The sequence below is a fragment of the Kocuria arenosa genome (assembly GCF_042879215.1).
Taxonomy (GTDB): domain Bacteria; phylum Actinomycetota; class Actinomycetes; order Actinomycetales; family Micrococcaceae; genus Kocuria; species Kocuria arenosa.
Window position 1 is genome coordinate 78,246 of record NZ_JBHZTA010000006.1, and the last position, 18,854, is coordinate 97,099.

General features: G+C 72.4%; 19 protein-coding genes, 1 tRNA gene and 1 riboswitch. Of the genes, 1 reads left to right on the forward strand and 19 read right to left on the reverse strand.

Annotated features, from left to right (window positions below; genetic code table 11):
- Positions 1-14 precede the first annotated feature (14 nt).
- From ispG to rpsB, 15 genes are all read right to left on the reverse strand, one after another.
- A complete protein-coding gene (ispG, locus tag ACFYE3_RS11600; protein WP_133410454.1) occupies positions 15-1,181 on the reverse strand; it encodes a flavodoxin-dependent (E)-4-hydroxy-3-methylbut-2-enyl-diphosphate synthase in 1,167 nt (388 codons plus the stop codon).
- Between the two features lie 178 nt (positions 1,182-1,359).
- Positions 1,360-2,694, reverse strand: a complete 1,335-nt coding sequence (locus ACFYE3_RS11605) for a M50 family metallopeptidase (RefSeq protein WP_387609215.1) — start codon at positions 2,692-2,694, stop codon at positions 1,360-1,362.
- 189 nt (positions 2,695-2,883) lie between these two features.
- Positions 2,884-3,483: a methionine ABC transporter permease gene (locus ACFYE3_RS11610; RefSeq protein WP_387609554.1), complete on the reverse strand. Its 600-nt coding sequence runs from the start codon at positions 3,481-3,483 to the stop codon at positions 2,884-2,886.
- Between the two features lie 56 nt (positions 3,484-3,539).
- Positions 3,540-4,619, reverse strand: coding sequence for a methionine ABC transporter ATP-binding protein (locus ACFYE3_RS11615; RefSeq protein WP_387609217.1), 1,080 nt, complete (start codon positions 4,617-4,619; stop codon positions 3,540-3,542).
- Positions 4,616-5,509 (reverse strand): MetQ/NlpA family ABC transporter substrate-binding protein, encoded by an 894-nt coding sequence (locus tag ACFYE3_RS11620; RefSeq protein WP_387609219.1) that lies wholly within the window; start codon positions 5,507-5,509, stop codon positions 4,616-4,618. The genes ACFYE3_RS11615 and ACFYE3_RS11620 overlap by 4 nt, the downstream gene beginning before the upstream one ends.
- A 99-nt stretch (positions 5,510-5,608) precedes the next feature.
- Positions 5,609-5,725: riboswitch (SAM riboswitch) on the reverse strand.
- Between the two features lie 44 nt (positions 5,726-5,769).
- On the reverse strand, positions 5,770-7,044 hold the full coding sequence (gene dxr / locus ACFYE3_RS11625; RefSeq protein WP_387609222.1) for a 1-deoxy-D-xylulose-5-phosphate reductoisomerase: 1,275 nt from the start codon (positions 7,042-7,044) through the stop codon (positions 5,770-5,772).
- Between the two features lie 130 nt (positions 7,045-7,174).
- A complete protein-coding gene (locus ACFYE3_RS11630) occupies positions 7,175-7,447 on the reverse strand; it encodes a GlsB/YeaQ/YmgE family stress response membrane protein (protein ID WP_017834137.1) in 273 nt (90 codons plus the stop codon).
- A gap of 221 nt (positions 7,448-7,668) precedes the next feature.
- Complete coding sequence (locus ACFYE3_RS11635) at positions 7,669-9,300, reverse strand: solute symporter family protein (protein ID WP_387609224.1); 1,632 nt, start codon at positions 9,298-9,300, stop codon at positions 7,669-7,671.
- A gap of 3 nt (positions 9,301-9,303) precedes the next feature.
- Complete coding sequence (locus ACFYE3_RS11640; RefSeq protein WP_387609226.1) at positions 9,304-9,684, reverse strand: DUF485 domain-containing protein; 381 nt, start codon at positions 9,682-9,684, stop codon at positions 9,304-9,306.
- Positions 9,685-9,848: 164 nt separating this feature from the next.
- Entirely contained in the window at positions 9,849-10,457 is a 609-nt protein-coding gene (locus tag ACFYE3_RS11645; protein WP_387609228.1) for a DivIVA domain-containing protein, read from the reverse strand.
- A 25-nt stretch (positions 10,458-10,482) separates the two neighbouring features.
- Positions 10,483-11,439, reverse strand: a complete 957-nt coding sequence (locus ACFYE3_RS11650; RefSeq protein ID WP_387609230.1) for a phosphatidate cytidylyltransferase — start codon at positions 11,437-11,439, stop codon at positions 10,483-10,485.
- Positions 11,439-11,996: a ribosome recycling factor gene (frr, locus tag ACFYE3_RS11655; RefSeq protein WP_368832050.1), complete on the reverse strand. Its 558-nt coding sequence runs from the start codon at positions 11,994-11,996 to the stop codon at positions 11,439-11,441. The genes ACFYE3_RS11650 and frr overlap by 1 nt, the downstream gene beginning before the upstream one ends.
- A gap of 126 nt (positions 11,997-12,122) precedes the next feature.
- A complete protein-coding gene (gene pyrH / locus ACFYE3_RS11660; RefSeq protein WP_387609231.1) occupies positions 12,123-12,896 on the reverse strand; it encodes a UMP kinase in 774 nt (257 codons plus the stop codon).
- Positions 12,897-13,128: 232 nt separating this feature from the next.
- Positions 13,129-13,959 (reverse strand): translation elongation factor Ts, encoded by an 831-nt coding sequence (gene tsf / locus ACFYE3_RS11665; protein ID WP_387609233.1) that lies wholly within the window; start codon positions 13,957-13,959, stop codon positions 13,129-13,131.
- Positions 13,960-14,069: 110 nt separating this feature from the next.
- Positions 14,070-14,984, reverse strand: a complete 915-nt coding sequence (gene rpsB / locus ACFYE3_RS11670; protein ID WP_387609235.1) for a 30S ribosomal protein S2 — start codon at positions 14,982-14,984, stop codon at positions 14,070-14,072.
- Positions 14,985-15,424: 440 nt separating this feature from the next.
- Here rpsB and ACFYE3_RS11675 point away from each other — a divergent pair, with 440 nt between their 5' ends.
- Positions 15,425-16,042: a murein hydrolase activator EnvC family protein gene (locus tag ACFYE3_RS11675; protein ID WP_387609237.1), complete on the forward strand. Its 618-nt coding sequence runs from the start codon at positions 15,425-15,427 to the stop codon at positions 16,040-16,042.
- Here the strand turns inward: ACFYE3_RS11675 and ACFYE3_RS11680 are convergent.
- The 4 genes from ACFYE3_RS11680 to ACFYE3_RS11695 all read right to left on the reverse strand — a co-directional run bounded on the left by ACFYE3_RS11680 (position 16,024) and on the right by ACFYE3_RS11695 (position 18,713).
- Complete coding sequence (locus ACFYE3_RS11680; RefSeq protein WP_387609238.1) at positions 16,024-16,239, reverse strand: hypothetical protein; 216 nt, start codon at positions 16,237-16,239, stop codon at positions 16,024-16,026. The genes ACFYE3_RS11675 and ACFYE3_RS11680 overlap by 19 nt on opposite strands.
- Before the next feature lie 139 nt (positions 16,240-16,378).
- Positions 16,379-16,452 (reverse strand) — tRNA-Ile (locus ACFYE3_RS11685).
- 33 nt (positions 16,453-16,485) lie between these two features.
- Positions 16,486-17,739, reverse strand: a complete 1,254-nt coding sequence (locus ACFYE3_RS11690) for a glycosyltransferase (RefSeq protein ID WP_387609240.1) — start codon at positions 17,737-17,739, stop codon at positions 16,486-16,488.
- Positions 17,736-18,713 (reverse strand): DMT family transporter, encoded by a 978-nt coding sequence (locus tag ACFYE3_RS11695; RefSeq protein WP_387609243.1) that lies wholly within the window; start codon positions 18,711-18,713, stop codon positions 17,736-17,738. The genes ACFYE3_RS11690 and ACFYE3_RS11695 overlap by 4 nt, the downstream gene beginning before the upstream one ends.
- Positions 18,714-18,854 lie beyond the last annotated feature (141 nt).

Sequence of the window (18,854 nt, forward strand, 5' to 3'; positions counted from 1 at the left end):
TCGTCACCGGCCCGTCAGCTGACGCTCACGACGGGACTGCCCGCCGTGGTCTCCCCGTTCTCGTCCGTCTCCATCTCGGCGGCGATGCGGTTGGCCTCCTCGATCAGGGTCTCCACGATGAGGTCCTCGGGGACGGTCTTCACGACCTCGCCCTTGACGAAGATCTGGCCCTTGCCGTTGCCGGAGGCCACGCCGAGGTCGGCCTCGCGGGCCTCGCCCGGGCCGTTGACGACGCAGCCCATCACGGCCACCCGCAGCGGGACGGTGAGGCCCTCCAGACCCGCCGTCACCTCGTCGGCGAGCGTGTAGACGTCCACCTGGGCGCGGCCGCACGAGGGGCAGGAGACGATCTCGAGCTTGCGCGGGCGCAGGCCCAGGGACTGCAGGATCTGGTTGCCGACCTTGACCTCCTCGACCGGCGGCGCCGAGAGGGACACCCGGATGGTGTCGCCGATGCCCTGGGACAGCAGGGCGCCGAAGGCCGTGGCGGACTTGATGGTGCCCTGGAAGGCGGGGCCCGCCTCGGTCACGCCGAGGTGCAGGGGCCAGTCGCCGCGCTCGGCGAGCAGCTGGTAGGCCCGGACCATGGTGACCGGGTCGTTGTGCTTGACGGAGATCTTGAAGTCGTGGAAGTCGTGCTCCTCGAACAGGGACGCCTCCCACACGGCGGACTCCACGAGCGCCTCGGGCGTGGCCTTGCCGTACTTGTCCATGATCCGCTGGTCGAGGGAGCCCGCGTTCACGCCGATCCGGATGGACACCCCGGCGGCCTTGGCCTCGCGGGCGATCTGGCCGACCTGGTCGTCGAACTTGCGGATGTTGCCCGGGTTCACGCGCACGGCCGCGCACCCGGCCTCGATGGCGGCGTAGACGTACTTCGGCTGGAAGTGGATGTCGGCGATCACCGGGATCGGGGACTTCATGGCGATGATCGGCAGGGCGTCGGCGTCGTCCTGGGACGGGCACGCCACCCGCACGATGTCGCAGCCGGTGGCGTTGAGCTCGGCGATCTGCTGCAGGGTCGCGTTGATGTCCGTGGTGGGGGTGGTCGTCATGGACTGCACGCTCACCGGCGAGTCGGAGCCGACGCCCACGGACCCGACCCGGATCTGCCGGGTCTTCCGGCGCGGGGAGAGGACGGGCTGGGGCGCGGCGGGCATGCCGAGGCTGACCGGGGTCAAGGAGTTCCTCCGAGGAATCGAGGGCAGGAGCTGGAGCGGTGGCGCCGGGACCCGCTCGCCGGGCCCGTCGCCGGTTCCCATTGTGCCCCATGCTCCGGGGCGGACCCCGGGCGGCGGAGGGTGATTCCTCCCTCGCCGAACGCCCGGCGGCCCCGGGTCCGGACCGCCGGGGGCGGACTCAGAACAGCCGGACCGGCTTGACGATGTCCGCGTAGATCAGCAGCACGGACATCCCGATCATCAGCACGGCCACCGCGTAGGTCACCGGCAGCAGCCGGGCGGGGTCGAACGGGCCGGGGTCGCGGCGGCCCAGCAGCCGGGCGCTGCCCCGCCGCAGCGCCTCCCACAGCGCCCCGGCGACGTGCCCGCCGTCGAGGGGCAGCAGCGGGAGCAGGTTGAAGACGAACAGGGCCAGGTTGACGGAGCCGACCAGGCCCACGAGGGAGGCGGCCTTGTCCCGCAGCGCGATCTCCTCGTGCGCGGCGATCTCCCCCGAGATCCGGCCGACCCCGACCACGGAGATCGGACCGTCGGGGTCCCGCGGCGCGTCGGAGAACGCCGCCTCCCCCACCTCGTAGACCCGCTGCGGCAGGTGCAGCACCACCCCGGCGATCTGCTGCAGCCCGTCGAGCACCGCCCCGGGCACCGCGGTCAGCGGCTGCCGGACGGGCTCGGTCGTGGGGCTGATGCCGATGAACCCGACCTCCTCGTAGCGGGGGGCGCCGTCCTCGCCGGTCACGGCGGCGCCGGAGGCGTCCAGCACGGGGCGCGACGACAGGATGGGGGTGAGCGCCGAGGACACGGTCCGCCCGTCCCGCTCGACCACCACCGGGATCCGCTCCCCGGCCCGTTCCCGGATCCGGCCGGTGAGCTCGTCCCAGGAGGCGACCGGGGCGCCGTCGACGGCCGTGACGACGTCCCCGGGGCGCAGCCCGGCGGCGTTCGCGGGGGCCTGGGGGTCCTCCGGCCGGCACTCGGTCTGCCCGGCGGCCTGGCGCTCGGCGGCCACCACGCACTCGGAGACCCAGGCGACCGTCGTGGTGGGCGTCGCCGTCCCGAAGCCGGAGAGCAGGACGGCGAGGCACAGGGCGCCGAGCAGGAGGTTCATCACCGGGCCGCCGAGCATGATCACGACCCGCTTCCACACGGGCAGCCGGTAGAACACGCGGTCCTCGTCGCCGGGGGCGAGCTGGTCGACGGCGGCGCCGCGCGCCTCGGCCGCCAGCTGCTGGAACACGCCGGTGCTCGAGGCGCGGGCCGTCGTGCCCGCGCGCGGCGGCGGGTACATCCCGACCATCGAGATGTAGCCGCCCAGCGGGACCGCCTTGAGCCCGTACTCCGTCTCGCCCCGCCGGCGGGAGAACACGGTGCGCCCGAAGCCCACCATGTACTGCGTGACGCGCACGCCGAAGAGCTTGGCCGGCACCAGGTGGCCGATCTCGTGGAGGGCGATGGAGACCGCGATGGCGACGGCGGCCAGCAGCACGCCCACGAGGAACAGCACGACGCCCATCCGTCGGACCTCCCGGGATCGTCGAGGGTCCCCGGCGGGCGCCGGGGACGGGGCCGTGCGCTCGGCACGGCGAGGACCAGTCTGCACCACCATCCTGGACGGTGCGTGGCAGGCGCACCAGGCCACGACGACGGCCGGTCGCCTCCCGGAGGAGGCGACCGGCCGTCGGAGGGCGCCGGGCGGAACGCCTCAGCGGCGCAGGATCCGGCGGGCCAGCCGGTTGCCCACCACCTGCACGAGCTGGACCAGGACCACGATGACGGCGACGGCCGCCCACGTGACCTCGTCGTTGAACCGCTGGTAGCCCAGGCGCAGGGCGAAGTCGCCCAAGCCGCCGGCGCCGATGGCCCCGGCCATCGCGGACATGTCCGTGATGCCGATGACGAGGAAGGTGTAGCCGAGCACCAGGGGGCCCAGCGCCTCGGGCAGGATCACCGTGGTGATGATCCCGGCCCGGGAGACCCCCATCGAACGGGCCGCCTCGACGACGCCGGGGTCCACGCTCATCAGGTTCTGCTCGACGATGCGAGCCACCGCGAACATCGCCCCGATGGTCATCGCGAAGATCGCCGCGTTGGGTCCCAGCCGCGTCCCGACGACTCCCTGGGTCACCGGTCCGAGCGCGGCGAGCAGGATGATGAACGGGATCGGCCGGACGAAGTTCACCACGAGGTTGAGGCCCTCGTGCACCGCCCGGTGCTCCAGGATGTTGCCCCGGCGGGTGACGTAGAGGCCCACGCCCACGAGCAGGCCGAGCAGACCGGCGAGCAGCAGCGTGACGGCCACCATGTAGAGGGTCTCCCCGAGCGCGGACAGCAGCTCGGGTCCCAGGACGGACCAGTCGTTCACGCGGCCACCTCTCTCAGGGTCGTGATGCGGGACATCGCGTCGACCACGGCCTGCACGTCCGTGTCCTCGCCGGTCAGCTCGAAGGTCAGCGACCCGAACGACTGCTCCTGGAGCACGCTGATCCCGCCGTAGGCGATGGTGAAGCGGACACCGCGGGCGGCGCCGTCGGAGAGCACCCCGCCGATGTCCACGCCGTCGCCGACGTCCACGATCACCAGGCGCCCGCGGTGGGCGCGGCGCAGCCGCTCCACCTCGCGGGCGTCGGGCACCGAGTGCAGGACGGAGGAGACGAAGCGGCGGGCGGTCTCGGTGCGGGGCCGGGCGAAGATGTCCACGGTGGAGCCGTGCTCCACGACCTTCCCGTCCTGCATCACGGCCACGCGGTCGGCGATCGCCCGGACCACGTCCATCTCGTGGGTGATGATCACGATCGTGATGCCCAGCTCCCGGTTGACCCGCTGCAGCACCTGCAGCACCTCCTGCGTGGTCTCCGGGTCGAGGGCGCTCGTCGACTCGTCGGCCAGGAGCAGCTTCGGGCTGGTGGCCAGGGCGCGGGCGATGCCCACGCGCTGCTTCTGCCCGCCGGAGAGCTGCTCCGGGTAGTTGCCGGCGCGCGCGGACAGGCCCACGAACTCGAGCAGCTCGGCCACCCGGGCCCGGCGCTCCTCCTTCGGCCAGCCGGCCCGCTTGAGCGGGTACTCGACGTTGCCGGCGACGGTGCGGGAGGTGAAGAGGTTGAACTGCTGGAAGATCATGCCGATCTCCTGCCGGACCGGCGCCAGCTCGGTCTCGCGCCGCCCGGCCACCTCGAAGCCCTCCACGGTCAGGGACCCCGAGGACACGGGCTCGAGCCCGTTGATGAGGCGCACGAGGGTGGACTTGCCCGCCCCGGAGTAGCCGATCACCCCGAAGATCTCGCCGCGGCGGACGTCGAGGCTGACGTCGTCGACCGCCACCACCTCGCGCGCCGCGCGCCCCGAGCCGGTGCGGAAGGTCTTGGAGACGTTGCGGAAGGAGACGAGCACCTCGTCCGGGCGCCCGGTGGCGGACGGCCCGGCGGGGACCGCCGCGCTCACTGCTCCTGGTCCTTCAGCTCCTGCTGGTAGCGGGTGGTCAGCTCCTGGAGCTCCTCCGGCTCCAGCTGCAGCGGCACGGCGGTGTCCTTGGTCTCCTGCATCTCGGCGTCGATCACGGCCTGCTCGTGGTAGAGGTCCGCGACCTGCCGGAGGGTCTCGTCGTCGGCGAGCTCCTCCGTCGTGGTGAACAGGTTGACGTAGGCGCGCGAGCCCTCCGCCTCCGGGTCGTCCTGGGCCAGTGCGGACTTCGGGTCGATGTCCGCGCGGGCGAGGAAGTCGTTGTTGATCACCGAGCCGGCCACCGAGTCGAGGGAGAGCACCGTCTGCTCCGCGGAGACCGGGGTGACCCGCACCTTCGAGGCCTCGGTGTCGACGTCGAGCTCCGTGGGGATGAGGGTGTCGCTGGTCAGCTCGACGAGGCCGGCGGACTCGAGCACGAGCAGGGCCCGGGAGAGGTTCACGGCGTCGTTGGGCACGGCGATCTCGTCGCCCTCCTGGAACTGCTCCACGGAGTCGTGCTCGTTGGAGTACAGGCCCAGCGGGTAGATCGACGTCGAGCCGATGGGGGTGATCGAGCCACCGGCGGAGTTGTTGTAGTCCGCGAGGAAGGGGACGTGCTGGAACCAGGTCATGTCCACGTCGCCGGACTCGGTGGCCGGGTTGGGCTGGTTGTAGTCGGAGAAGTCGACGTACTCGACGGTGACGCCCTGCTCCTCGGCCAGCTGCTGGAGGACGTCGTGGGTCGGGTGGGAGCCGACGACGCCGATGGTGACCTTGCCGTCGGCGAGGGCGCCCTCGCCGGAGGACTCCCCGCCGGAGCCGCCGCAGGCGGTGAGGGTGAGGCCGAGGGTCGTGGCCAGGGCGAGGAGGGGGAGGCGCTGCGATCGCATGTGGTGCCTTTCCGTGGGTCCGGGGTGTCCGAGGTCTCGACCGGCGCCGTGGGTCCGGCGGCCACGGTCGAGGGCGCGCCGGAGGGCGCGTGCGCGGTCGGACCGTACTTGCCGCCGGCCGTCGATGGCCGGTGCCGGATGGTTCACCTGGGGCACCCCACTACGGGAGAGGGTTGCCGCCCAGCAAGCCAGGGCTTCGCGCTGGGACTCGTCATCCGCCCGACACACTAGCACGTGCGGCGGGGGCGGCTCCCGTCCCGTCAGCGGGCGAGGACCTCGCGGGCCCGGTGGCGGGCCCAGCGCTCGGCCGCCAGCACGGCCTCGAGCTCCAGCGGGCCGCCGTCGTCGTGCTCGCCCAGCACCGCCTCGACCGTGTCCACGATGGCGGGGAACCGGATCCGGCCGTCGTGGAAGGCGTGCACCGCCTCCTCGTTGGCCGCGTTGAACACGGCGGGGAAGGTCCCGCCCCGCTCCCCCGCCGCCTTGATGAGCTCGACGGCCGGGAACGCCACCGGGTCGAGGGGCTCGAAGGTCCACTCCGTGGCGCGCGTCCAGTCGCACGGCCGGGCGGCGCCGGGCACCCGGTGGGGCCAGGCCAGGCCGAGGGCGATGGGCAGGCGCATGTCCGGGGGCGAGGCCTGGGCGAGGGTGGAGCCGTCCACGAACTGGACCATGGAGTGCACGACCGACTGGGGGTGGACCACCACGTCGATGCGCTCGAGGGGGACGTCGAAGAGCAGGTGGGCCTCGAGCACCTCGAGGGCCTTGTTCACCATGGACGCCGAGTTCGTCGTCACCATCAGGCCCATGTCCCAGGTCGGGTGGCGCAACGCGTCCTGCGGCGTGACCGACTCCAGCTCCGCGCGGGACCGGCCGCGGAACGGTCCGCCGGAGGCCGTCAGCACGAGCCGGTCGACCTCTCCGGCGGTGCCGCCGCGCAGCGCCTGCGCCAGCGCCGAGTGCTCGGAGTCCACGGGGATCAGGGCGTCCGGGTCCCCGGTGGCCGCGGCGGCGGCCTTCACGAGGGCGCCGCCGGCGATCAGCGACTCCTTGTTCGCCAGCGCGAGCTTATGCCCGGCCCGCAGCGCCGCCAGCGTGGGGGCGAGCCCGATGGAGCCGGTGATGCCGTTGAGCACGAGATCCGCGCCGGGATGTGCGGCGGCCGCGGACGCCGCACCGGGCCCGTGCTCGATGCCGGGGCGGTAGCCCGCCGCCCCGGCGGCCGCGGCCCGCTCCGCGATCAGACGGGCCAGCCGGGCGGCGTCCTGACCGGTGCCGCTGGTCGCCACGACCGCGGCGCGGGTCTCGACGGCCTGGTCGGCGAGCAGCTCGAGATGGCGTGCTCCGGCGGCGAGGGCGACCACGGTGAACGGGGCCGCGCCCTCGAGCCCGCGGGCGGCCCGCACGACGTCGAGCGCCTGGGTGCCGATCGAGCCGGTCGAGCCGAGGACGCTGATCCTGCGGGGACCTGCGGCGGCCAGCGCGCTCAGCTCGGGCGTCGGGCGGGCGCGTGGAGGGGAGGCGGGGGGCGTCATGGCCCCAGTATCCCCCAGCCGGCGTCCCCGGTCCCGCGCCTCCGGCGGGCCGGGGTGCCCGGCCCGGGACGGACCGAGGCCCCGTCCACCGGAAACGGTGGACGGGGCCTCGGCGACCGACGGGGTCGGGTCAGCGCGTGGCGCGACCCTTGCGGCCGGAGACCGCGCCCCAGATGAAGAGCACGATGAGGGCTCCCACGACGGCGGTGATGATGGTGCCGATGTCGAACGCGGACTCCAGGTCCCCGATGCCGATCAGCGAGCCCAGGAAGCCTCCGAGGAGGGCCCCGACGATGCCGAGGACGATGGTGACGATGATGCCGCCGCCCTGGCTGCCCGGCATGATGAGCTTGGCGAGGGCGCCGGCGATGAGGCCGAGGATGATCCAGCTGATGATTCCCATGATGGCTCCTTATCCGTCCCGGGAGGGACTTTCATTGTACGCAACCGGCGAGTATCCCTGGAATACTCTGAGGTTGCTTCTGTCCATCACCCTAGCCGACGGTCAGCCGCCTGTCTGTTCTCTATGGCGAATCGACGTGTGTCCCCGGACACGGACCGGCCCGCCGGAAGCCGTGGCTTCGGGCGGGCCGGACGTCCTCCCAGGTGGGAGCGGGGAATCCGTCAGTGGGCGACGGGCTTCTCCGCGCCGATGCCTGTGAGGGAGCGCACCTCCATCTCGGACTGCTTGACCGGGTCCTCGAGACGGCGCTCCGTCATGGAACCGATGAAGCCGAGGAGGAAGGAGGCCGGGATCGAGACGATGCCCGGGTTCTGCAGCGGGAACCACGCGAAGTCGGCCGTCGGGATCATCGACGTCTCGGTGCCGGACATGACCGGGGAGAAGATGATGAGGCCCACCGAGATGATCAGGCCGCCGTACATCGACCAGACCGCGCCGCGGGTGGTGAAGCGCCGCCAGTAGAGGGAGTACAGGATGGTCGGCAGGTTCGCCGAGGCCGCGACCGCGAAGGCGAGCGCCACGAGGAACGCGACGTTCTGGCCCTGCGCGCCGATGCCGCCCGCGATGGACACGAGGCCGATGACCACCACCGTGGTCTTGGCGACCCGAAGCTCCTTGCGGGGATCGGAGTCGCCCTTCTTGATGACGCTGGTGTAGATGTCGTGGGCGAACGAGGCCGAGGCCGTGATCGCCAGGCCGGCGACGACCGCGAGGATCGTGGCGAAGGCCACCGCCGCGATGATGCCCATCAGCAGCGATCCGCCGAGCTCGAAGGCCAGCAGCGGGGCCGCGGAGTTCACGCCGCCCGGTGCCGCCTGGATCCGCTCGGCACCGATGAGGGCCGCCGCGCCGAAGCCCAGGATGAGGGTGAAGAGGTAGAACAGGCCGATCAGGCCGATCGCCCAGACCACCGAGGTGCGGGCCTCCTTGGCCGTGGGCACCGTGTAGAAGCGCATCAGCACGTGGGGCAGACCCGCGGCGCCGAAGACGAGGGCCAGGCCCAGGGAGATGAAGTCCAGCTTGCTGGTCTCGCTCACGCCGTACTTCAGGCCCGGCTCGAGGATCGCCGGGTTGCCGGAGACGGCGACCGCGTCACCGAGCAGGGAGGAGAAGTTGAAGCCGTAGAGCGCCAGGATCCAGACGGTCATGACCGCCACGCCGGAGACCAGCAGCACTGCCTTGATGATCTGCACGTAGGTGGTGCCCTTCATCCCGCCCACGAGGACGTAGACGATCATGAGCACGCCCACGACCACGATGACGAGCGACTGCCCGGCCCGTGAGCCGATGCCCAGCAGCAGCGACACCAGCGCACCGGCGCCGGCCATCTGGGCCAGCAGGTAGAACGCGGACACGGCGAGGGTGGAGATGGACGCCGCGACGCGCACGGGGCGCTGGCGCAGGCGGAAGGACAGCACGTCGGCCATCGTGAACTTGCCGGTGTTGCGCAGGAGCTCGGCGATCAGCAGCAGCGCCACGAGCCAGGCCACGAGGAAGCCGATCGAGTAGAGGAACCCGTCGTAGCCCTGGAGGGCGATCGCGCCCACGATGCCCAGGAAGGACGCCGCCGAGAGGTAGTCGCCCGCGATGGCCAGCCCGTTCTGGGTGCCGCTGAAGCCGCGGCCGCCGGCGTAGTAGTCGGCCGCCGTGGACGTGGACTTCGAGGCGCGGAGGACGATGACCATCGTGACGACAACGAACGCGCCGAAGATGGAGATGTTGATCCAGGGCGTGCCGACCGTTTCCGTGGTGGTCGCCGCCATGGGTGCGAGCGCGGTGTACACGTGGTGCATCGGTCAGTTCTCCTGTCCGTGGGCGCCGCCGATGGTGCCGAGGCTGGGCTCGAGACGCTCCCGGATGGCCGTGGCCTTCGGGTCCAGCTTGCGGTTGGCGAAGGCGACGTAGGCGCCGGTGATGGCAAAGGTCGTGACGAACTGGAGCAGACCCAGGACGACGCCCAGGTTGACGTTGCCGACGACCTGGATGGCGAACAGCTGCGGCGCGTACATGGCGAGCACCACGTACAGCAGGTACCAGACCAGGAAGGCGATGGCGAGCGGGAAGACGAAGCCGCGGTGGGTCTTCCGCAGCTCCTGGAACTCTGGCGACCGCTGGGCCGCGGGGAAGTCGACGTCGGCGACGAGATCGTCGGCGTCGATGGGTGGCTGGTTGGACATGGGCTACCTCCTCATGTGATGTGGCCCACACTAGGCCTTTGTATGCACAGGAGCAAGGTCAAACACCCAGAAGTTGCCTTTTCGGGGTCAGAAATGACATCAAAGGGTGATTCTGGACGGCACCCGGTGCAGCATGTATACACAGACCCCTGGGGTGGCCCGGTTCAGGGAGAGGCCAGGAGCAGCTGCACGGCCCGGTCCAGGAAGGCGTCCACCTGCTGCTCCTCGTAGCTGCGCTCGCCCTGCGCGGGAGGGAAGACGGCCCGGCGCAGCTCGGCCGGATCGAGGGGGGCGGCACCCTCCAGCCGGGCGCCGAGGCGCTCGCACAGCACGTCCACGTGGGCCGCGGAGTAGCCCTGGGCCCGTGGCCGGGAGGGCCGCCGGAACCGCTGGGTGCGCGGCCGGTCGAGACGGTTCCGGAGGAGCCGGGTCAGGGCGTCGAGGTGCTCCTGCCAGGCCTCGGGGCCCCGGGCGCGCAGGCACCGCTCGCGCTCGGCCGCGGCGAGCGAGTCCTCGGCCGCGTCCAGCAGCTCGTCGACGGCCTCCGGCCGGTAGCCGCCCCGCGCGCCGGCGAAGACGGCCGCGCGCACCTGTGTGCTGAGCACGGACCCGGACCCGTGCTCCGGTCCGGGACCGGGCGGGGCGTCCTGCAGGGCCGCGTGCACGGCGGCCAGGAAGTCGTCCACCTGGACGACGTCGTAGCCGCGCTCCGCCTCGGCGCACCGCGGGATGCGGGAGGTGGCCGGCGGATCTCCTGGGCGTTCCGGGGGCATGGGCTGCGGGTCCTGGACGCCCGGCTCAGGCGCTCGCGGCGAAGAGCTCGAAGAGCAGATACCCGGCGGGGACGGCGAAGAGGATGGAGTCGATGCGGTCCATCACTCCCCCGTGGCCGGGCAGGAGGGTGCCCATGTCCTTGATCCCCAGCTCGCGCTTGACCATGGACTCGGAGAAGTCGCCGAGCGTCGCGGCGAGGACGAGGACCGCGGCGAGGACGGCGCCCTCCCACCAGGCGTGGTCGAGCAGCAGGACGGCGCACAGGACGCCGATCAGCACCGAGCCGCCCAGCGAGCCGGCGAAGCCCTCCCAGGACTTCTTCGGGCTGATCCGCGGCGCCATGGGGTGGCGGCCCCAGACCACTCCCACGGCGTAGCCGCAGGTGTCCGAGCCGACGGCCAGCAGCATGACCGTGAGCACCTTCAGGGGGCCCGAGTCGGTGTGGTAGAGCAGCAGGGCGATGCTGAGCAGGAATCCCACCCACACCAGGGCGAAGACGGAGCCCATGATCGACAGGATCATGCCGTCCCGGTCCCCCAGGGCCCGCCAGACGATCACGAGCGTCAGCCCCACGATGACGGCCATCATGAGCGCCTCGCCGCCCCCGGCGAACGCCGCGAGGGGCATCAGCACGCCCGCGGTCACCGCCGGGACGCGCGGAATGACGATGCCGCGGTAGCGCAGCGACCGGCCCACCTCCCAGACGCCGATCCCTGCGGCCGTCCCGGCGAAGAGCGCCAGGACGAGGGGCTGGACGAACAGCCCCACGAGCAGGGTCCCGATGAGCACCACGGCGACGCCCACGGCGGCCGGCAGGTTCCGGCCGGCGCGCGAGGGCGCGGTGTGCCGGCGCCCCGGCGTGCCCGGGGTCGTCGCGGTGCCGGTCGGGGCTGGTGCCGGCCGGGCACGTGGGGAGAAGGCCTCCCCGGCGGTTCCCGGGGAAGCCTCCGTCTCCTGGTGCGGTCGTGGCTGGTCCGGCATCAGACCTGCAGCAGCTCCGCTTCCTTGTTCTTGAGCATCTCGTCGATCTGGTCGATGTGCTTCTTGGTCGCGGCGTCGAGGTCCTTCTCGGCGCGCTTGCCCTCGTCCTCGCCGATGTCGCCGTCCTTGACGGCCTTCTCGATCTGGTCCTTGGCGTGCCGGCGGATGTTGCGCACGGAGACGCGGGCCTCCTCGGCCTTGTGGCCGACGACCTTGACGTACTCCTTGCGGCGTTCCTGCGTCAGCTCCGGCATGACCACGCGGATGACGTTTCCGTCGTTGGCGGGGTTCGCCCCGATGTCCGAGTTGCGCAGCGCCTTCTCGATGTCGTTGAGGGCGGAGCGGTCGTACGGCGTGATGAGCAGCGTGCGCGCCTCGGGGTTCTGGAAGGAGGCCAGCTGCTGGAGCGGGGTGGGAGTGCCGTAGTACTCGACCAGCACGCTCGAGAAGAGGGAGGGGTTGGCCCGGCCCGTGCGGATCGCGGCGAAGTCCTCCTTGGCGCCGTCCACGGCCTTGCCCATCTTGGTCTTCGCTTCGGACATGGTCTCTGAGATCACGTAGGGGCTCCTTCGTCGTGTCGCACGGAGTCCTCCGCGCGGGGTGGGTTCGGCCGGTCGCCGCGCGGGAACCGCGCCGCCCGGCCGTGCTGGCCCCAGTCTAGCCGGGGGCCGTCCCGCCCCGGCTCACGCGGTGACGAGGGTGCCGATCTGCTCCCCGAGGATGGCGCGGGTGACGTTGCCCTCGCCCTCCATGCCGAACACGCGCATCGTCACGTCGTTGTCGCGGCACAGGCTGAAGGCCGTCTGGTCCATGACCCGGATGTCGCGGGCGAGGGCCTCGCCGTAGGTGAGGGTGGACAGCCGCTGGGCGTCGGGGGTGGTGCGGGGGTCGGCGGTGTAGACGCCGTCCACCCCGTTCTTCGCCATGAGGACCTCGTCCGCGTGGACCTCCAGGGCGCGCTGGGCCGCGACGGTGTCGGTGGAGAAGTAGGGCAGCCCGGCGCCGGCGCCGAAGATCACGACGCGGTCCTTCTCCATGTGGCGGATGGCCCGGCGCGGGATGTAGACCTCGGCCACCTGCTCCATCTTGATCGCGGACTGCACGCGGGTGTCTACCCCGCACTGCTCGAGGAAGTCCTGCAGGGCCAGGCAGTTCATGACGGTGCCGAGCATCCCCATGTAGTCCGCCCGGGAACGGTCCATGCCGGCCTGGGAGAGCTCGGCGCCGCGGAAGAAGTTGCCGCCGCCCACCACGATCGCGGTCTCGACCTGGCCCACGGTGGCCGCGATCTGCTCGGCGATGTCGCGCACCACGCGCGTGTCCACCCCGATGGAGCCGCCGCCGAAGACCTCGCCGGAGAGCTTCAGCAGCACGCGCCGGCGGGTGGGCGCGACCCGGGGGTCCCTGCTCAGGCGCAGGGCCTCGTCCTTGATCTCGGAGGCAGAAGTGGTGGGCATGGTTCCTCCCGGGGACGACGGAGCTGCGTGGACCGGCTCGGCCCCGTGAGGGTGCAGCTGGCTCGGGGGCGGGCCTCCCTCAGCATACAGAACGCACTTGCCCCCCGACGCCCGCATCCGGGGCCTCGAGAGCGTCGCCGCAGGTGGGGCCGGGAACGACGAAGGAGGCGTCCCTGCAGAGCAGGAACGCCTCCTTCGCGGGAGCGGGCGACCGGCGCCCGGACGAGACCGGTCAGGCGCCGACGCGGAAGCGGGCGAAGGCCGTGGCGGTCGCGCCGGCCTCCTCGAGCACCTTGGCGACGGTCTTCTTGGAGTCCTTGGCGAAGTCCTGGTCGAGCAGGACGACGTCCTTGAAGTAGCCCTTGAGCCGGCCGTTGATGATGTTCGGGAGGATCTTCTCCGGCTTGCCCTCGGCGCGGGCGGTCTCCTCGGCGACGCGCTTCTCCGACTCGACGGTCTCGGCGGGCACGTCCTCCTGGGAGAGGAACGTCGGGGACATCGCGGCGATGTGCACGGCGACGTCGTGGGCGACCTGCCCGGCGTCGGCACCGCCGACGGCCAGCAGCACGCCGACCTGCGCCGGGAGGTCCTTGGAGGTCTTGTGCAGGTAGACGGCCACGTTGTCGCCCTCGACGCGGGCGATGCGGCGGACGACGACCTTCTCGCCGAGCAGGGCACCGGTCTCGGTGACGAGCTCGGAGACGGCCTTGCCGTCCACCTGGGCGTCCATGAGGGACTCGAGCGTGGTGGCGTCGGCGGCCACGGCGGCGTCGAGCACCTTGTTGCCGAACTCGACGAACGGGGCGGACTTCGCCACGAAGTCGGTCTCGGAGTTGACCTCGACCATGTACCCGACGGCGCCCTCGACGCGCGCGGCGACGAGACCCTCGGCCGTGGCCCGGCCCTCGCGCTTGGTGACGCCCTTGAGGCCCTTGACGCGGATGATCTCCTGCGCCTTCTGGAGGTCGCCGTCGGCCTCGTCGAGCGCCTTCTTGACGTCCAGCATGCCGGCGCCGGTGCGCTCGCGCAGGGCCTTGATCTCAGTGGCGGTGTAGTTCGCCATGGAAACTCCTCACTCTGTCGGTGGTGCCGGCCGGGGCAGGCGTGGGCCAGCCCCGGCCGGCCTCGGGCGGGGACGACGCCCCGCCGGGGAAAGCGGACGGTGGACGGAGACTACTCGGCGGCGGTCTCGGTCTCGGCCGGAGCAGCGGCCTCGGCGGGAGCCTCGGTCTCGGCCGGGGCCTCGGTCGCGGCGGCGGTCTCGGCCTCGGCCGGGGCGGCGGTCTCGGCCGGCGCCTCGGTCGTGGCGGTCTGCTCGGCGGCGTGCTGCTCGAGCAGCTCGCGCTCCCACTCGGCCATCGGCTCGGCGGCCTGGTCGGCGCCGCCGGACTTCTTGTTGTGGCGCTCCATGAGGCCCTCGGCCACGGCGTCGGCGATCACGCGGGTCAGCAGGTTGACGGAGCGGATGGCGTCGTCGTTGCCCGGGATCGGGAAGGCGACCTCGTCGGGGTCGCAGTTGGTGTCGAGGATCGCCACCACGGGGATGCCCAGCTTCTGGGCCTCGTCCACCGCGAGGTGCTCCTTCTTGGTGTCCACGATCCAGATCAGGGACGGGGCCTTGGTCAGGTTGCGGATGCCGCCGAGGGTGCGCTCCAGCTTCTCCTTCTCGCGGCGCAGGAGCAGGAGCTCCTTCTTCGTGTACTGCGAGCCGGCGACGTCGTCGAAGTCGATCTCCTCGAGCTCCTTCATGCGCTCGATGCGCTTGGAGACCGTGGCGAAGTTGGTGAGCATGCCGCCGAGCCAGCGGTGGTTCACGTAGGGCATGCCCACGCGGGTGGCCTGCTCGGCGATGGCCTCCTGGGCCTGCTTCTTCGTGCCGACGAAGAGGATGGTGCCACCGTGGGCCACGGTGGTCCTGACGGCCTCGTAGGCGCGGTCGATGAAGGACAGCGACTGCTGGAGGTCGATGATGTAGATGCCGTTGCGCTCGGTGAAGATGAAGCGCTTCATCTTCGGGTTCCAGCGGCGGGTCTGGTGGCCGAAGTGCACGCCGCTGTCGAGGAGCTGGCGCATGGTAACGACGGACATGTCGTCTCCTGGTCTCTCGTGCGGGAGGGCGTGCGACGACGCCCGGCCCGCGGGTTCGGTTCTCGGCTGCGTCCGGCGGACGAGCCCCTGGCGCAGCGGTGGGCGGGCCCTGTGGGGCCCGTTCCCCGACCGCCGTGCCGCACCCCGCCGGGACGGGGAACGCGGACCGGGGCGGCCGGACCGGGACAGGAGGTCCCGGCGGCGCTGCGCGCGAAGTCAGCTGCTCTCCTCCGCGCCGCCGGCTCCGGCGTCGGGGCCGGGTCCGGGAGGGTCGCGAGGGCGCGCCACGAGGGCGCGTCAGAGCACACTGCGGGGTCAAGTGTACTACAGGGCCTCGTCCGCCCTGCACACGGCCGGGGGCTGCCGGAGGGGCTCCGGATGCGTCCACAGCACGGTGCGGGGCGGCACTTCACCCGGCACCGGGGCCCGACAGTGGGAGCATGACCGTCCGGCCCATCCTGCGTTCCCGACGCCTGCGCCCGCCGCGCAACCTGACGGTGCGATCCGGGACGGTGCGATCCGGGACGGTGCGATCCGGGACCGTCCCGGCCGGGGCGCTGGTGCTGGCACTCGTGTTCGGGGGCGCGCTCCCCTCCCCCGGCTCGGCGGCGCGGGGGTGGGCGTGGCCGCTGTCACCGCGGCCGGCCGTGGTGGGCGAGTGGGTTCCGCCCGCCCAGCGGTGGGCACAGGGCCACCGGGGCGTGGACCTGGACGCCGCTTCCGCCGCGATCGTGCGCGCCCCGGCGGCGGGAACGGTGAGCTTCGTGGGGTTCGTGGTGGACCGCCCGGTGCTCACCCTCGACCACGGCGGGGGCGTGCGCTCGAGCTTCGAGCCCGTCGAGTCGGCTCTGGTCGCCGGGGACCGGGTGCGACGCGGTCAGGTCGTGGGCGCGCTGCGAGGCCGCGACCACTGCGGCCCGCGCACGTGCCTGCACTGGGGCGTGCGCCGGGACGGCGAGTACGTCAACCCGCTGCAGTTCGTCGGCGCGCTCGAGCCGTCGGTGCTGCTGCCCGTGCCCGAGACGCTGCGCGCGGCCGCTCAGCCCTTGTCGTCCTGAGCGTCGTCGATGCCCTGCTCGACCTCCTCGACGACGTCCTTGGCGCCTTCCTGGACCTGGTCGGCGCCCTGCTCGACCTCCTGCTGGACCTCGTCGGCGCCCTGCTCGACCTCTTCGGAGGTGGTGTCGCAGCCGGTCAGGGCGGCGAGCGCCAGGGCGGCGACGGACAGGAGGCTCCACGGCGTGCGGCGGCTCATCTCGGCGTCCTCTCGGTGGGTGGTGCGCGGATCGGACCACCAGTGCACCACATCCGCGAGGGACGCGCACCCGGTGGGCGGGCCGGGCGGACAGGAGCACCCCTCCCACCGGCAGGTGCACGGTGGAAGGGGTGACGGGTAGGGCCGGTGGGGCTTGAACCCACGACCGAAGGATTATGAGTCCTCTGCTCTGACCAGCTGAGCTACGGCCCCGCGCCGGAACGGGCCCGGCGGCGCAGCACCACGTTACCGCACGAGCGAGGCCAGCCTCCGCCGGATCCGCCGCGGTCCGGCGGCACGGTGGTACGAGGGCTCCGGCTGGTCCCCGCGGTAGAGCCGCAAGAAGGTCTCCAGGGTTCGCGGGAAGCTGTGCTGCGCGACCTTGCGGCGGCTCTCCCGGCCCATCCTCCGGCGCTCCTCGGGCGGGGCTCCCAGGACGAGGGCGAGCTTGCGCGCCAGGTCCTGCGCGTCGCCGGGGGTGAAGAGCCAGCCGTTGACGCCGTCCTCGGCCAGGTGCGGCAGGGCCCGCGCGTCGGCCAGGACGACGGGCCGGGACGCCGCCATCGCCTCGAGGGTGACCAACGACTGCAGCTCGGCCGTGCCCGGCTGGCAGAACACGTCGGCCCGGAGGTAGGCCGCGCGCAGGTCCTCGTCGGGGACGTATCCCAGGAAGCGGACCCGCTGGGCCACCCCGAGGGCCCGCGCCAGCTTCTCGAGCGCGGGACGCTGCTCGCCGTCGCCCACGAGCTCCAGGCGGGCGTCGAGCTCGGCCGGCAGCATGGAGAGGGCCTCGATGAGCACGTCCACGTTCTTCTCGACCGCCAGCCGGCCGGCGAACAGGACGGTCGGGTGCCCGGCCGGCTGCCGCCGGTCGCCCTCGTGGGCCTCGTAGTCGGCGATCCGGATCCCGTTGGACACGGCGAGCACGGTGTCGGGGAAGCCGTTGCGGCGCATGGCCTCCACCGCGAGGGGGGTGGGCGCGGTCACCACGTCGCAGGAGCCGAACACCCGCACCATGTCGCGCCACGACACCGCGCGGTAGCGGTTGAGCACCCACGCCGGGAACGGGAGGAACGGCTCCAGGTTCTCGGGGACGAAGTGGTTGGTGGCCACGGTGCGGATGCCACGCCGCCGGGCCTCCCGCAACAGCATCCGGCCGATGATGTAGTGGTTCTGGACGTGGACGACGTCGGGGCGCACCTCGTCCAGCACGCGGCGGATCTCCCCGGCGACCTGCCACGGGAGGCACAGGCGGAAGTAGGGGTGGGTGAAGGCCCGGTGGGAGCGGAGGCGGTGCTCGACCACGCCGTCGTCATCGGCCCGGTACGACGGTCCGGGCCCGGGGCGGGCGCACAGGACGTGCACGCGGTGGCCCTGCTCGTGCAGGCCCCGGGCGAGACGGTGCCCGAACTGCGCGGCTCCGTTGACGTCCGGCGGGTAGGTCTCGGCGCCCAGGAGGACGGTGAAGGGGCGGTCGGCGGTCGGAGTGTGGGCGCTCAAGCGTGTCTTCCCGGTCGGTCGTGTGCTGGGCGGTCGGGTGCTGCGGGGTGCGGTGCCGAGGACCCGGGGCCGGCCTGCGCCCGGTCCTGCCGTGCGAGTTCGGCGCGGCGCTCGAGCACCTCCGGGTGGTGCTGCGAGAGCACGGCGACCCCGACTATAGCAACGCCGCCTGCCGCGGCCATGAGCACCCCGAGCGGAACGGAGAAGCCCGGCACCGCCTCGCCCAGGACCAGCATCCCCAAAAGGACGCCCACCATGGGGTCGATCACGGTCAGACCCGCGATCACGAGGTCCGGCGGTCCCGCCGCGAACGCCGTCTGCACGAACCACCCGCCCAGCACGGCCGCGACGACGGCGGTGGCCACCGCCAGCCAGTTGACGTCGTCCAGCGGCGTCCCGGCGCTGCCCTGGATGCGGATGAGCGTCAGCCGCACGAGCACCGCCACGAAGCCGTAGAGGATGCCGGCCCCCACCACGTAGAAGGTCCCGCCGAGGCTGCGGCCGAACATCGCGGCGGAGACTCCCAGGACACAGGTCAGCACCACGAGCATGACCACCACGGTGTGCTCGGCCCACTGCGAGATGCCCTGGGCGGGGTCGGTCGCCGTCACGGCGCACGTCACGAAGACCGCACCGCCCGCGGTGCACAGCCCGATCGCCGCCCAGGTGCGCCGGTTGATCCGCAGCCGGCGGTGCCGGGCGTGCAGCAGCGTGGTGATGACCAGGGCCACGACGCCGATCGGCTGGACCACCGTCACGGTGGCCAGTCCGAGCGCCGTGACGTTGAGGCCGGTGCCGAAGCCCAGCAGGGTCAGCCCGAGCAGCCAGCGGGGACGGCGCAGGAGCACCGGGATGCTGCGCGGGCCCAGCCGTCCGTGCGCGACGTCGGCCACGGCGCTGCCCTGCTGCTGCGTCCCGACGGCCAGGCACACGGCCGAGAGCAGTGCCAGGGCGACGGCCAGCCACTGGCTCATGGCACCCACCGATCTGTCGTCACGACCGGGAGTCTAGCGAGCCGGCCCGCCCGTCCGCCCCGGGTCGCGTGGACACCCGGTGAACGCACGGGAAAGGCCCGGAAGCCTGTGGCTTCCGGGCCTTCGACCGGTGCGCTCGTC

Bases quoted from the DNA above. Each gene is read 5' to 3' on its own strand.
- ACFYE3_RS11605 (WP_387609215.1), bottom strand. From the start codon at position 2,694: ATGGGCGTCGTGCTGTTCCTCGTGGGCGTGCTGCTGGCCGCCGTCGCC.
- ACFYE3_RS11610 (WP_387609554.1), bottom strand. From the start codon at position 3,483: ATGGTGGCCGTCACGCTGCTGCTCGCCGGTCTGCTCGGCCTGCTCGTG.
- ACFYE3_RS11620 (WP_387609219.1), bottom strand. From the start codon at position 5,509: ATGCGATCGCAGCGCCTCCCCCTCCTCGCCCTGGCCACGACCCTCGGC.
- dxr (WP_387609222.1), bottom strand. From the start codon at position 7,044: ATGACGCCCCCCGCCTCCCCTCCACGCGCCCGCCCGACGCCCGAGCTG.
- ACFYE3_RS11630 (WP_017834137.1), bottom strand. From the start codon at position 7,447: ATGGGAATCATCAGCTGGATCATCCTCGGCCTCATCGCCGGCGCCCTC.
- ACFYE3_RS11635 (WP_387609224.1), bottom strand. From the start codon at position 9,300: ATGCACCACGTGTACACCGCGCTCGCACCCATGGCGGCGACCACCACG.
- ACFYE3_RS11640 (WP_387609226.1), bottom strand. From the start codon at position 9,684: ATGTCCAACCAGCCACCCATCGACGCCGACGATCTCGTCGCCGACGTC.
- ACFYE3_RS11645 (WP_387609228.1), bottom strand. From the start codon at position 10,457: ATGCCCCCGGAACGCCCAGGAGATCCGCCGGCCACCTCCCGCATCCCG.
- ACFYE3_RS11650 (WP_387609230.1), bottom strand. From the start codon at position 11,439: ATGCCGGACCAGCCACGACCGCACCAGGAGACGGAGGCTTCCCCGGGA.
- pyrH (WP_387609231.1), bottom strand. From the start codon at position 12,896: ATGCCCACCACTTCTGCCTCCGAGATCAAGGACGAGGCCCTGCGCCTG.
- tsf (WP_387609233.1), bottom strand. From the start codon at position 13,959: ATGGCGAACTACACCGCCACTGAGATCAAGGCCCTGCGCGAGCGCACC.
- rpsB (WP_387609235.1), bottom strand. From the start codon at position 14,984: ATGTCCGTCGTTACCATGCGCCAGCTCCTCGACAGCGGCGTGCACTTC.
- ACFYE3_RS11675 (WP_387609237.1), top strand. From the start codon at position 15,425: ATGACCGTCCGGCCCATCCTGCGTTCCCGACGCCTGCGCCCGCCGCGC.
- ACFYE3_RS11680 (WP_387609238.1), bottom strand. From the start codon at position 16,239: ATGAGCCGCCGCACGCCGTGGAGCCTCCTGTCCGTCGCCGCCCTGGCG.
- ACFYE3_RS11695 (WP_387609243.1), bottom strand. From the start codon at position 18,713: ATGAGCCAGTGGCTGGCCGTCGCCCTGGCACTGCTCTCGGCCGTGTGC.